General features: G+C 69.8%; 12 protein-coding genes and 1 riboswitch. Of the genes, 8 read left to right on the top strand and 4 right to left on the bottom strand.

Going from position 1 to position 13,426, the window contains the following annotated elements; genetic code table 11:
• Nucleotides 1-27 precede the first annotated feature (27 nt).
• Entirely contained in the window at nt 28-1,173 is a 1,146-nt protein-coding gene (gene nagA / locus AC1P0E_RS18895) for an N-acetylglucosamine-6-phosphate deacetylase (RefSeq protein WP_482743330.1), read from the bottom strand.
• Nucleotides 1,173-2,129 carry an ROK family protein gene (locus tag AC1P0E_RS18900; RefSeq protein WP_482743331.1) on the bottom strand — a complete coding sequence of 319 codons (957 nt, stop codon included), beginning with the start codon at nt 2,127-2,129 and terminating at the stop codon, nt 1,173-1,175. The genes nagA and AC1P0E_RS18900 overlap by 1 nt, the downstream gene beginning before the upstream one ends.
• A gap of 253 nt (nt 2,130-2,382) precedes the next feature.
• Between AC1P0E_RS18900 and AC1P0E_RS18905 the strand changes: the two genes are divergently transcribed.
• The 3 genes from AC1P0E_RS18905 to otsB all read left to right on the top strand — a co-directional run bounded on the left by AC1P0E_RS18905 (nt 2,383) and on the right by otsB (nt 4,873).
• Entirely contained in the window at nt 2,383-3,606 is a 1,224-nt protein-coding gene (locus AC1P0E_RS18905) for an extracellular solute-binding protein (protein WP_482743332.1), read from the top strand.
• Nucleotides 3,607-3,638: 32 nt separating this feature from the next.
• Complete coding sequence (locus AC1P0E_RS18910) at nt 3,639-3,923, top strand: DUF3263 domain-containing protein (protein WP_482743333.1); 285 nt, start codon at nt 3,639-3,641, stop codon at nt 3,921-3,923.
• Between the two features lie 86 nt (nt 3,924-4,009).
• Complete coding sequence (gene otsB / locus AC1P0E_RS18915) at nt 4,010-4,873, top strand: trehalose-phosphatase (RefSeq protein WP_482743334.1); 864 nt, start codon at nt 4,010-4,012, stop codon at nt 4,871-4,873.
• Nucleotides 4,874-5,181: 308 nt separating this feature from the next.
• On the opposite strand, the gene AC1P0E_RS18920 is transcribed toward otsB, so the two are convergent.
• On the bottom strand, nt 5,182-6,594 hold the full coding sequence (locus AC1P0E_RS18920; protein ID WP_482743335.1) for an alpha,alpha-trehalose-phosphate synthase (UDP-forming): 1,413 nt from the start codon (nt 6,592-6,594) through the stop codon (nt 5,182-5,184).
• 69 nt (nt 6,595-6,663) lie between these two features.
• Nucleotides 6,664-7,614 (bottom strand): glucosyl-3-phosphoglycerate synthase, encoded by a 951-nt coding sequence (locus AC1P0E_RS18925; protein WP_482743336.1) that lies wholly within the window; start codon nt 7,612-7,614, stop codon nt 6,664-6,666.
• A 150-nt stretch (nt 7,615-7,764) separates the two neighbouring features.
• Nucleotides 7,765-7,892, top strand: a riboswitch (SAM riboswitch).
• 17 nt (nt 7,893-7,909) lie between these two features.
• On the opposite strand from AC1P0E_RS18925, the gene thrC reads away from it, so the two are divergent.
• From thrC to AC1P0E_RS18950, 5 genes are all read left to right on the top strand, one after another.
• Nucleotides 7,910-9,208 (top strand): threonine synthase, encoded by a 1,299-nt coding sequence (gene thrC, locus AC1P0E_RS18930; RefSeq protein WP_482743337.1) that lies wholly within the window; start codon nt 7,910-7,912, stop codon nt 9,206-9,208.
• Nucleotides 9,205-9,480, top strand: a complete 276-nt coding sequence (locus AC1P0E_RS18935; RefSeq protein WP_482743338.1) for a ubiquitin-like small modifier protein 1 — start codon at nt 9,205-9,207, stop codon at nt 9,478-9,480. Before thrC ends, AC1P0E_RS18935 begins: the two co-directional genes overlap by 4 nt.
• Before the next feature lie 425 nt (nt 9,481-9,905).
• The gene (locus AC1P0E_RS18940; protein WP_005315736.1) at nt 9,906-10,109 is read left to right on the top strand and encodes a cold-shock protein; all 204 of its coding nucleotides are present in this window, start codon (nt 9,906-9,908) and stop codon (nt 10,107-10,109) included.
• A 316-nt stretch (nt 10,110-10,425) separates the two neighbouring features.
• Complete coding sequence (groL, locus tag AC1P0E_RS18945; protein WP_482743339.1) at nt 10,426-12,048, top strand: chaperonin GroEL; 1,623 nt, start codon at nt 10,426-10,428, stop codon at nt 12,046-12,048.
• A 204-nt stretch (nt 12,049-12,252) separates the two neighbouring features.
• Entirely contained in the window at nt 12,253-13,416 is a 1,164-nt protein-coding gene (locus AC1P0E_RS18950) for a S8 family peptidase (protein ID WP_482745806.1), read from the top strand.
• Nucleotides 13,417-13,426 lie beyond the last annotated feature (10 nt).

Raw genomic sequence — 13,426 nt, forward strand, 5'->3', positions numbered from 1 at the left:
TGGTGAAATCAACCCACTTGGGGTTACTTACGGCTCAATCACCCAAGCGCCCTTGCGCATCACGCCCTTGAGCGTGAAGTTTCCGTCCAGGACCACCAGGTCCGCGTCCTTGCCCGGCTCCAGCGAGCCGACCTTGTCGTCGACGCCGAGCAGCCGGGCCGGATTGGCCGAGATGGACCGTACGACGTCCTCGACCGGCAGCCGGTCGACGGTCACCGCGCGCTTGAAGGCGGTGTCGAGAGTGAGTGTGGAGCCCGCGATCGAGCCGCCCTCGACGAGACGCGCGACCCCGTCCTTGACCTCGACCGCGAGCGGTCCGAGGTCGTACATGCCGTCGCCGAAGCCCGCCGCGTCCATCGCGTCCGTGATGAACGCGACCCGCGCGGCGCCCGCCCGGTGGTACGCCAGCTCCAGGGCGGCCGGGTGCAGGTGCGTGCCGTCGTTGATCAGCTCGACCGTGATCCGCTCGTCTTCGAGCAGTGCGGCGATCGGCCCGGGGGTGCGGTGACCGAGAGCCGGCATCGCGTTGTAGAGGTGCGTGGCGACGGTCGCGCCCGCGTCGATGGCCTCGACGGTCTGCTCGTACGTCGCGTCCGTGTGGCCGATCGCGGCGATCACGCCGTGCTCCGCGAGCAGCCGCACCGAGTCGATGCCGCCGGGCAGCTCCGTCGCCAGCGTGACCATTTTCGCCGTGCCGTGCGCGGCGTCGATCAGCTTGCGGACCTCTGCCGGGTCGGGGTCGCGCAGCAGGTCCTCGCTGTGCGCGCCCTTGCGGCAGGGCGAGATGAACGGGCCCTCGAAGTGGATGCCGGCCAGATCGCCCTGCTGGACCAGCTCGGAGAGCAGCGCGGCCTGCCGGGCGAGTACGTCCATCTCGCCGGTCACCGTAGAAGCCGCGATGGTCGTCGTGCCGTGCTCGCGGTGCGTCTGTACGCCCTTGAGTACGTCCTCGGCGGTGCCGGAGGTGAAGGAGGCGCCGCCGCCGCCGTGCACGTGCATGTCGACGAAGCCGGGCACGATCCAGTGGCCGGACAGGTCCAGGGACGGGGTGTCCACCGGGGCGGCGCCGGCGATGCGGCCGCCCTCGACGATGACCCGGCCGTTGTCGACGGTCCCGGTCGGCAGCACCACCCGGGCGCCGGAAAGAACCTTGCTTGCAGCGCGTCCGGCCATCAGGCGGATACCTCCGTGGCTTGCGTGGAATCGCGTTCGACTTCGAGAAGATCCCAGGCGAGGAGCCCCGCGCCCAGGCAACCGGCGGTGTCCCCGAGGGCCGCCGGAACGATGAGGGGCAGCTTCTGGAACGTGACGCGTTCCGCGACGGCCGCCCGCAGTGGTGTGAACAAGGTTTCCCCGGCCTCGGCCAGTCCGCCACCGATGATCAGCGTGCGAGGGTCCAGGAGGGTGAGCGCGGTGACGAGCCCGTCGGCGAGCGCGCCGATGGCCTCCAGCCACACTTCGCGGGCCCTCGGGTCGCCCGACTCGACGGCCTTCGCGCAGTCCGCGGCGTCGGCCTCGGGGTCGCCGGAGGCGGCCGCCCAGGCGGCGGAGACGGCGGAGGCGGAGGCGAAGCGCTCCAGGCAGCCGCGCTGGCCGCAGCCGCACAGGGTGCCGCCGGGGCGTACGACGATGTGGCCGATCTCGCCGGCGTAACCGTGTGCTCCGGACTCGATGCCGCCGTTGATGCCGATGGCGCCTGCGATGCCGGTGCCGAGCGGTACGAACAGGAACCGGTCCGCGCCCCTGCCCGCCCCGATCCGCCCTTCGGCGAGGCCGCCGGTGCGTACGTCGTGGCCGAGCGCGACGGGCACGCCGTGCAGCTTGTGGCTGAGGAGTTCGCGCATGGGTACGTCGCGCCAGCCCAGGTTGGCGGCGTACACCGCGATCCCGTTCTCGGCGTCGACGATGCCGGGCACGGCGACGCCGGCGGCGGAGGCGCTCTCGCCGTACCGCTCCTCGCCGTACGCGCGCAGTTCGGCGGCGAAGTCCGTGATCGTCTCGACGACGGCGTCCGGCCCCCGCTCCCTGCCGGTCGCCCGGCGAGCCTCGTGGAGCAGTGCGCCGTCCGCGCCGACCAGCGCGGCCTTCATCCCGGTGCCGCCCACATCGAGGGCGATGACGTGTTTCACGGGAACAGTCTCGCGCGTCGACCCTGGAAAGGTCTAGTCCACTCGCGACCGTTCGTCACCCCTACCGGGTGGAGGTGTTGCACAAGTGAGACCGCACTGGTGTAGACCTCATGGTGCGGACTGGGAGAAAATCGCAGCTCATACGCATGTCGGCCAACAAATCAGTCAAATCAAACGAATCAAATGAATCAGGTGGGAAAGAGCTGTGCACCGGCGCTTCTTGGGTTTGACCGCGACAGTGGCGGCACTGGGCATGACAGTGGCCCTGGCGGGCTGCGGAAGCATCGGGGGCTCCGACGGCGGTGACGTCACGCTCAAGCTCGTCGCGGCGGACTACGACCCCGAGGGCGGCGACAGCACCAAGCAGTACTGGGACGGCGTCGTCGAGGCGTTCGAGGCCAAGAATGCGGGCATCAAGGTCGACGTCTCCGTCTACGACTGGAAGGACGTCGACCGCGAGGTCGCCGAGATGGTCGAGGCCGGCAACGCCCCCGACATCGCCCAGATCGGCGCGTACGCCGACTACGCGGCCGAGGGCGCGCTGTACCCCGTCGACGACCTGCTCTCCATCCCCGTACAGGCCAACCTGCTCGCCCCGCTGGCCGACGCGGGCGAGGTCAGCCGGGTGTCGTACGGCATTCCGTTCGTCGCCAGCACCCGGCTGCTCTTCTACAACGAGAAGCTCTTCACGCAGGCCGGCCTTGAGCCCCCCAAGACGTGGGACGGGATCGAGAGCGCGGCCAAGGCGCTCAAGCAGCGCGGCGTGAAGTACCCCTTCGCGCTGCCGCTGGGCAACGAAGAGGCCCAGGCCGAGACCATGATGTGGATGCTCAGCAACGGCGGTGGATACACGGACTCCGTCGGTACGTACACGATCGACTCCGCGCAGAACATCGAGGCCTTCGACTGGCTGAAGGACACCCTCGTCGGCGAGCAGCTGACCGGACCTGTCGCCCCCGGCAAGCTCGACCGGAAGCCCGCCTTCACGGCTTTCGCGAACGGTGAGGTCGGCATGCTGAACGGCCACCCCTCGCTCCTCCAGCAGGCCGCCAAGAAGGGCGTCAAGGTGGGCATGGTGCCGCTGCCGGGGCCCGACGGCAAGGCGCGGTCGAGCATGGGCGTCGCCGACTGGATGATGGGCTTCAAGCAGAACGGCCACGGCAGGCAGATCGGCGAGTTCCTGAACTTCGCGTACAGCGACGAGAACGTGCTGGAGTTCGCCGACGAGTACGACCTGCTGCCTGTCACCGTCTCCGCCTCCGAGGCGATGGGCGCGGACCCGGCGCACAAGGAACTGTGGCCGTTCCTCGACGCGCTGCCCGAATCGACGCTCTACCCGGTCGGCAAGACGTCGTGGGCGAAGGTCAGCGAGAGCATCAAGAAGCAGATCGGCTCGGTGGTCGGCCCGAACGGCGACCCGACGGGGACGCTCGGCGCGATCGGCCGGGACGCGGCGGCGACGGAGAACGCGGAGTAGGGCGTTTTTCGCGCCGTCCTTAGACTGCTGATATGCCTTACGCCCCGGACGAGCCGGCCGAGCCCGCCGAGCGCCCCGAGCCCTCGGAGGCCGGCGGGCTCTCCGATCGGGACCGTGCGGTCCTCGCCGTCGAGCGGCGGTCGTGGCCGGGGCCCGGGGCCAAGGAGCGGGCGATGCGGGAGCAGCTCGGCATCGCGCCGACCCGCTACTACCAGCTCCTCAACGCCCTGCTGGACGACCCGCGCGCCCTCGCCCACGACCCCGTAACGGTCAACCGACTCCGCCGGGTACGGGACGCCCGCCGCGAGCGCCGCTGAGCGAGTGGCCCGACCGGGTGCCCGGCCGGGCCCGGCCGCCGTCGGCCCAGTGCCGAGGCGGGCGTGCGCCGGTAGGGTCAGGGGGCATGGGCAGCCAACCGCAACCGCACCCCCTGCCGACCGACTTCACGCCCGCGACCCAGGCCGGCCGCGACGGCCTCGCCGCGCTGCTGGCCGTGCCGGACCGGGCGGTGATCGCCCTGGACTTCGACGGCACGCTGGCCGACATCGTCCCGGACCCGGAACAGGCCCGCGCCCACCCCGGCGCGGTCGCGGCACTCGCCGCCCTCGCGCCGAACGTCGGCTCCGTGGCCGTGATCACCGGCCGCCCGGCCGGCGTCGCGGTCCGTTACGGCGGCTTCGCCGGAGTCCCCGGCCTCGAACACCTCGTCGTACTGGGCCATTACGGCGCCGAGCGCTGGGACGCCGTCACCGGCACCGTCCGCGCCCCTGCCGCACACCCCGGCGTACAGGCGGCCCGCGCCGAACTCCCCGGCTTCCTCGACGGCATCGGTGCCTGGCGCGGCTCGTGGATCGAGGAGAAGGGCCAGGCCGTCGCGGTCCACACGCGCCGCGCGGAGGACCCTGTGACGGCGTTCGAGTCCTTGCGCGTCCCCCTCGCGGAACTGGCCGCCCGCCACGGCCTGATCGTCGAACCCGGCCGCATGGTGCTGGAGTTGCGCCCGCCGGGCGTCGACAAGGGTGTGGCGCTGGCGGAGTACGTACGTGAGGTCGGCGCGGGGTGTGTGCTGTACGCGGGGGACGACCTGGGCGACGTCGCGGCGTACTCGACGGTGGAGAAGCTGCGTACGGAGGGCGTCCCCGGCCTGCTGGTGTGCAGCGGCAGCGAGGTCCCGGCGCTGGCGGACCGCGCGGACCTGGTGGTGGACGGCCCGGCGGGAGTGGTGGGCCTGCTCGCCGCTCTGTCCTCAACCGCCGGACGGCCTTGATGGCCGACTGAGGTCACGTTCCCACACTCCCCAATGGGGGCGGGGTGGGCACTGTTCCCCGACCCGCCCCTTCCCGAACCCGCCCAGGGGGCGCTTCCAGCCCGTCCGGGGGCTGGGGGCTTGCCCCCAGTTTCGGGAAGGGGCGGGTAGGGGAAAGCCCCGCAGGGCCCCCGGCCCCGGCCCGCCGAGGCCGACGCTGGGAGCGGCGCCCCCGCGGCGGAGCCGCAACGTGTCGCAGCGTCAAGGCGCGGGCAGGGCCGCACCGCGCCATCAGAGCCGCACCCGCGCCGGCAAGGGCGCGCGCCCGCCTAACCCGCCGTCAGCGCCGAGAGCTGTGCCAGGAACCACGCCGCCGGCGGCAGCGCCGTCGCCGCCGCCGACAGTCGCTTCGTGCGCTCCGCCCGCTCACCCGGTTCCATCACCAGCGCCGCGTGCAGCGCGTCCGCCGTCGCCATGACGTCGTACGGGTTGACGACGATCGCGTCGTCGCCGAGCTCCTCGTACGCCCCCGCCTCCCGCGAAAGCACCAGCGCACACCCCGCGTCGGAGACCACCGGCACCTCCTTCGCCACGAGGTTCATGCCGTCCCTGATCGGGTTGACCAGCGCCACGTCAGCCATCCGGTACGCCGCCAGCGACCGCGCGAAGTCGTCGTCCAGTTCCATCAGCACCGGCTGCCAGTCGTCCGTCCCGTACTCCGCGTTGATCTCGTCGGCGAGCCGCCGCACCGCCGCCGTGTAGTCGCGGTACACCGCCAGGTCCTGCCGCGACGGGTAGGCGAAGGCCACGTGCACCACCCGCCCCCGCCACTCCGGCCGGTCCGCCAGCAGCTGCCGGTACGCGTGCAGGCCGCGCACGATGTTCTTGGAGAGTTCCGTACGGTCCACCCGCACCACCGTCTTGCGCTCCGGCCCGACCCGCTCGCGCAGTCTGACCAGCCACTCGTCCACGTCCTCCTGGTGCGCCCGCTCCCGCAGGAAGTCCGCGTCCGCGCCGAGTCCGTGCACGCCGACCTCCGTGCCCTCCAGGGCCTCGGCGCCCAGCACATCCACCGCGCACGCCGCGAACGCGTCCGCCCAGCGCCGCGTCAGGAACGCCACCCGGTCCGAGCCGAGCAGACCGTTCACCAGCTGGCGCGCGATGTCGTCGGGGAGGAGGCGGAAGTAGTCGACCGGCGCCCACGGAGTGTGCGTGAAGTGGCCGATCCGCAGGTCGGGGCGCAGCTCGCGCAGCATGCCCGGCACCAGGCACAGGTGGTAGTCCTGCACCAGGACCGCCGCCCCCGGCGCCGCCTCGGCCGCCAGCGCGTCGGCGAAGGCGCGGTTGTACGTCTCGTACGCCGCCCACTGCCGTCGGAACTCCGCGTCGAAGACCGGCTCCAGCGGCGTCTGGTACAGCATGTGGTGGACGAACCACAGCACGGAGTTCGCGATGCCGTTGTACGCGTCCGCGTGCACACCGGCGTCGATGTCGAGCATCCGCACACCCGCCGTGCCCGTCCCGCGCCGTACCGCTTCCCGGTCGCCGTCCCCCAGCGCCGCGCACACCCACAGCGAGGCTGTCTCTGCGTCGGACTGCCCGATCGCCGACAGGCCGGAGACGAGACCGCCCCCGCCGCGCTTGGCGTCGAGCGAGCCGTCCTCCCGCAGGGTGTACGAAACCGGGCCGCGGTTGGAAGCGACAAGAACCTGTGCAGCGTGCTCGGAGACCTGGGAGACCATGTGGCGAAACCTAGCCCGTCCTGGAAGCCCTCAAACGTGCGTACGGCCGGGCTGTGCCACAGCCGGGGGTTACGCCGCCCGCCGCGCCGCGTACTCGGCGATCTCGCACATCGGCGGCCGCTCCTCCGTGTCGACCGCATGCGTCCGCGGTACGAAGCCGGACCCGTCCTCGCCCCGCTCGAACTGCGTCAGCGCCGGCCGCACCAGGGGCCCGCGCGAAAGCCGCAGGTGAGCCGTCCGGTAGATCGTGGCCGCCATCCGCCCGAGCGCCTGCCCGTCCTGGTGGCGGTGTTTGCGTACGCCGACATCGACCTGCGCCAGCGCGTCGAGGCCGACCGTGTGCAGGGAGTCGACGAGCAGGCCCAGCTCCACTCCGTAACCGACAGGGAAGGGCAGCCGCTCCAGCAGGGAGCGGCGTACGGCGTACTCACCGCCCAGCGGCTGTACGAACCCGGCCAGCTGCGGCCAGTGCAGGTTGAGCAGAGGGCGCGCCACCAGCTCCGTGACCCGGCCGCCCTGACCTGTGGTTTCGGCCAGGGGGCGGTCGTACATCGCCTTCACGAAATGTACGTCGGGTTCCGTCAGCAGCGGCCCGACCGTGCCCGACACGAACGAGGCGGAGAACTCCTTCAGGTCCGCGTCGATGAAGCACACGATGTCGCCGCTCGTCACCAGGAGTGACCGCCACAGCACCTCCCCCTTGCCGGGGACGGCCGGTATGCGAGGCAGTATCGCGTCCCGGTGGACGACCCGTGCCCCCGCCGCCCCCGCCACCTCGGCGGTGCGGTCCTTCGAGCCGGAGTCGATGACGACCAGCTCGTCGACGAGGGGCACGGCCAGCATCAACTCGGCGCGTATCGCCGCGACGATGTCACCGACCGTCTCCTCCTCGTCGAGGGCGGGCAGCACGACGCTGACGGTGAGGCCGCGCCCGGCCTTGGCCGCGACCAGCCGGTCCAGCGGCCGGTCGGCCGTGGACCAGGACCGCTGGTCCAGCCAGCGCTCCACCTCTTCCAGCACGTGCCACTCCCTCGCTGTGATCAATCTCGCGGTGCGGACAGCCGTCTCAACCGTCCGGGGGTTCGGTTACAGTCTTGAACAACGCGGAGGACCCTCGCATGCCGGGGGTACCGCGGAACAAACGCGCCGGGTCCAGACCCGGCGCCATAGCGCTCATCCAGAGGGACAGAGGGAACGGCCCGTTGAAGTCCCGGCAACCATTCCGCCGACCGCGAGGTAACGGTGGGGAAGGTGCCAATTCCGTCTCACGGCGAAACGCGTCGTGGGGAAGATGAGGAGAAAGGGCCTCGCCATCATGGCTGTGCAGTCTGTTGAAGCTGATGCAAGCACCACGAATTCCCTGCCCGTAGACCTGGGCCCCGCAACCGCGCTTTCCTGCCGCGAGTGCGGAGAGCGATTCGAACTCGGCCCGATCTTCGCCTGTTCTTCCTGTTTCGGTCCTCTTGAGGTCGCCTACGACCTCCCGTTCGGCGACGCCGACGCGCTGCGCAAGCAGATCGAGGCCGGACCGGACAACATCTGGCGGTACGCGCCGCTGCTGCCCGTGCCCGCCGACGTGGCCCTGAAGCCGAGCCTGAACCCCGGCTTCACCAAGCTCGTCAAGGCCGACAACCTGGCCCGCGAGCTGGGTGTCACCGGGGGCCTGTACGTCAAGGACGACTCCGGCAACCCGACGCACTCCTTCAAGGACCGTGTCGTCGCCATCGCCGTCGAGGCGGCCCGCGCGTTCGGCTTCACCACGCTCTCCTGCTCCTCCACCGGCAACCTCGCCGGCGCGGTCGGCGCCGCCGCCGCGCGGGCCGGCTTCCGCTCCTGCGTGTTCATCCCGCACGACCTGGAGCAGGGCAAGGTCGTCATGGCTTCGGTGTACGGCGGCGAGCTCGTCGGCATCGAGGGCAACTACGACGACGTGAACCGCTTCTGCTCCGAGCTCATCGGCGACCCGCTGGGCGAGGGCTGGGGATTCGTCAACGTCAACCTGCGCCCGTACTACGGCGAGGGCTCCAAGACCCTGGCGTACGAGATCTGCGAGCAGCTGGGCTGGGAGATCCCGGACCAGCTCGTCATCCCGATCGCCTCGGGCTCGCAGCTCACGAAGATCGACAAGGGGCTCAAGGAGCTCATCGCGCTCGGTCTGGTCGAGGACAAGCCGTACAAGATCTTCGGCGCCCAGGCCGAGGGCTGCTCGCCGGTGTCGACGGCCTTCAAGGCCGGGCACGACGTCGTACGGCCGCAGAAGCCGAACACGATCGCCAAGTCGCTCGCGATCGGCAACCCGGCCGACGGCCCGTACGTCCTGGACATCGCCCGCCGCACGGGCGGCGCGGTCGAGGACGTCAACGACGAGCAGGTGGTGGAATCCATCAAGCTGCTGGCCGAGACGGAGGGCATCTTCGCGGAGACCGCGGGCGGCGTGACCGTCGGCGTGACGAAGAAGCTCATCGAGGCCGGGCTGCTGGACCCGTCCCTGACGACCGTCGTGCTCAACACGGGCGACGGCCTGAAGACCCTTGAGGCGGTGGCCCCGACCACGGGCCAGTCCGCCGTCATCCGCCCCAACCTGGACTCTTTCCGAGAGGCTGGCCTCGCATGAGTGTCAAAGTTCGCATCCCCACCATTCTTCGTACGTACACGGGCAGCCAGGCGGAGGTCGCGGCCGAGGGCGCGACGCTCGCCGACGTCATCGCCGACCTGGAGAAGAACCACCCGGGTATCGCGGCCCGCGTCCTGGACGACCAGGGCAAGCTGCGGCGCTTCGTGAACGTGTACGTGAACGACGACGACGTGCGCTTCGAGCAGGGCCTGGAGACGGCCACGCCGGACGGCGCGGGCGTATCGATCATCCCCGCCGTCGCCGGCGGCTGATCTCCGCTCCGCACACCCCGAGTTACACCGATTGCCCCCTCCGCAATGAAAGCGGAGGGGGCAATTCTGCATGGTTGAGCGCGGTACAGTTTGGGAAGCCCCCTCCGCTGCCTGTGCCCGGCGCATATGAGAATGCGTCCCCGCGCGACAAGAAGCAGCCAAAGTACCGGACCGAATTGTCGCCCATGTGCGCTTCGTCCGGCCCGACTTGCCCGGGAAACCTGAGAATTCTTCACTTTCGGGTGTTCCTTCATGCTCAGATTTCTCGTCCGATTGACCTGTTGCAGAGGGCAGTTGGGCGGATACATTCAGCCGCGGTCGACGCGTTCCGGCGCACGCCCTCTCCTGTCGGAGGGTGGAGGAGTCTGACCCAGGACCCGCGAAGTGCGGTCCTGTGCAAGGGCCAGAAATAGGGGAGTTAAGCCATGGCTCAGGGCACCGTCAAGTGGTTCAACGCGGAGAAGGGGTACGGCTTCATCGCGGTCGACGGTGGTGCGGATGTTTTCGTCCACTACAGCGCGATCCAGATGGACGGCTACCGCACCCTTGAAGAAGGTCAGCGAGTCGAGTTCGAGATCTCGCAGGGCCAGAAGGGTCCGCAGGCGGACATGGTCAAGCTCGCCGTCTGATTCTCGGCGCGACCGGCCACCGACGCACTCACGCATGAAGGGCCTGTACCCCACACCGGGTACAGGCCCTTCACGCGTGCCGCGCCCGCTCCGGCCGGCTGTCCACATCCGAGGGGGACGCTTGCACTCGAAGGGGTCGAGTGCTAATCATTGGCGTTAGCACTGTTAGCACTCTCCCAGTGAGAGTGACAGAAGGACCGGGCCGGTGAGGCCCGCAGGCCGGGTGGGACAAGGAAAACCACCAGGCAGGCAGGCCGTCCGTCGCGGGCGCCACTCGGTCCGGAGAATCCACCCCAGTCCGGGAGGACCACTTCACATGGCCAAGATCATCGCGTTCGACGAGGAGGCACGGCGCGGTCTCGAGCGCGGGATGAACCAGCTCGCCGACGCCGTCAAGGTCACCCTCGGCCCCAAGGGCCGTAACGTCGTCCTCGAGAAGAAGTGGGGCGCCCCCACGATCACCAACGATGGTGTTTCCATCGCCAAGGAGATCGAGCTCGAGGACCCGTACGAGAAGATCGGCGCCGAGCTGGTCAAGGAAGTCGCGAAGAAGACCGACGACGTCGCCGGTGACGGCACGACGACCGCGACTGTCCTCGCCCAGGCTCTGGTCCGCGAGGGCCTGCGCAACGTAGCCGCCGGCGCCAACCCGATGGCCCTCAAGCGTGGCATCGAGAAGGCCGTCGAGGCCGTCTCCGCCGCTCTCCTTGAGCAGGCCAAGGACGTGGAGACCAAGGAGCAGATCGCTTCTACGGCCTCCATCTCCGCCGCCGACACCCAGATCGGCGAGCTCATCGCCGAGGCGATGGACAAGGTCGGCAAGGAAGGCGTCATCACCGTCGAGGAGTCGCAGACCTTCGGGCTCGAGCTTGAGCTCACCGAGGGCATGCGCTTCGACAAGGGCTACATCTCGGCGTACTTCGCCACCGACATGGAGCGCATGGAGTCGTCGCTCGACGACCCGTACATCCTGATCGTCAACTCCAAGATCTCCAACGTGAAGGACCTCCTTCCGCTGCTGGAGAAGGTCATGCAGTCGGGCAAGCCGCTGCTGATCATCGCGGAGGACGTCGAGGGCGAGGCGCTGTCCACGCTCGTCGTCAACAAGATCCGTGGCACCTTCAAGTCCGTCGCCGTCAAGGCTCCGGGCTTCGGTGACCGCCGCAAGGCCATGCTCGGCGACATCGCCATCCTCACCGGTGGCACCGTCATCTCCGAGGAGGTCGGCCTCAAGCTCGAGAACGCCGGCCTCGACCTGCTCGGCCGTGCCCGCAAGGTCGTCATCACCAAGGACGAGACCACGATCGTCGACGGCTCCGGTGAGAGCGACCAGGTCCAGGGTCGCGTCAACCAGATCCGTGCCGAGATCGAGAACTCCGACTCGGACTACGACCGCGAGAAGCTCCAGGAGCGCCTGGCGAAGCTCGCGGGCGGCGTGGCCGTCATCAAGGCCGGTGCCGCCACGGAGGTCGAGCTCAAGGAGCGCAAGCACCGCATCGAGGACGCCGTTCGCAACGCGAAGGCGGCCGTCGAAGAGGGCATCGTCGCCGGTGGTGGCGTGGCTCTGCTGCAGGCCACGGCCGTCTTCGAGAAGCTCGAGCTCTCGGGCGACGAGGCGACCGGCGCCAACGCGGTCAAGCTCGCGCTGGAGGCCCCGCTCAAGCAGATCGCCGTCAACGGTGGTCTCGAGGGTGGCGTCATCGTCGAGAAGGTGCGCAACCTGCCGATCGGTCACGGCCTGAACGCCGCGACCGGCGAGTACGTCGACATGATCGCCGAGGGCATCATCGACCCGGCGAAGGTCACGCGCTCCGCTCTGCAGAACGCCGCGTCCATCGCCGCGCTCTTCCTCACCACGGAGGCGGTCATCGCCGACAAGCCCGAGAAGGCCGGTGCCCCCGCGGGCGGCGGCATGCCGGGTGGTGACATGGACTTCTGATCCGTCGAGGATCAGTAGCTCCATCGCTGTACTGCGGAACCGCTGTACTGCTGTACGCGACCGAGGGCGGCACTCCCATTGCGGGGGTGCCGCCCTCGGGCGTTTTCGGCGCCCGGTATCATTACGGTTTGTATTCAAACCACCACACTGGGTGATTGCGGGTGATCGTTTCTGCATGGTGCCATCGTGACCATGCGAAACCCCATGAGGATCGTCCTCGCGGCTGCCGTCACGGCTGTCCTGGCGACCGTAGGCCCGTTGTCCGCTTCGGCGACGCAGCCCGTCCGTTCCGCTCCCGCTCCGTTCCGACTCGCGGACCAACCCGTCCCCGGCCAGTACCTCGTCGCCATGAAGCCCGCGTCGGACGTCGCCAAAGCCGCACGTCAGGTCGGCGTGACCCCCCTGTTCAGCTTCACGAAAGTGCTGCACGGCTTCGCCGCCAAGCTCACGGACGCCCAACTGGCCCTCGTGCGGGCCGACCCGAGCGTGGCGGCCGTGGAGCAGGACGCCGAGGTCACCGCGTCCGGGCCCGCCGCGTCCTGGGGCCTGGACCGGATCGACCAGCGCCTCCTGCCGCTCGACGGCCAGTTCACCACCGGCGCGACCGGCGCCGGAGGCAACGCCTACATCCTCGACACCGGCATCGACTACGACCACAGCGAATTCGAAGGCCGCGCCAGGTCAGGCTTTGACGCCTTCCCGATGGAGGGGCGCTTCGGGAAGGACTGCCAGGGCCACGGCACGCACGTCGCGGGCACGGTGGGCGGCAAGACGTACGGCGTGGCCCGCCAGGCGGACCTCATCAGCGTCCGGGTCCTCGACTGTCAGGGCAAGGGCAGCAGCGTCACGATGATCGCCGGCCTCGAATGGACGGCCAAGCACGCCGCGCTGGACCCCGCCAAGCCGGCCGTACTCAACGGATCGCTCGGCGGCGGGTTCTCCCGCCTGGTGAACCAAGCCGCCACCGCGCTCTCCGACAGCGGCGTTCTGCCGGTCATCGCGGCGGGCAATGACGCGAAGGACGCCTGCGGCGTCTCCCCGGCGTCCGCACCGCGCGTGGTCACGGTCGCCGCGTCGGACGTGTCCGACGCGCAGGCCTCCTTCTCCAACCACGGCCCGTGCGTGGAGGTCTACGCACCGGGCGCCGCAATCGTCTCGGCCAAGCTCGGCGGCGGAAGCGTCGCCCTGAACGGCACGTCCATGGCCTCTCCCCACGTGGCCGGGACCGCCCTGCTCCACAACACGGTCAACCCGGGAGCCACGCCGGGCGAAATCGCGAACTGGATCGATGCCACCTCCACCAAGCAGGTGCTGTCGGGCGTCACCCCGGGCACGCCCAACAAGCTCCTGTACACGGGCGGTCTCTGACTCTCCCGTA

This window comes from Streptomyces sp. TRD_SC_5 (assembly GCF_056836825.1).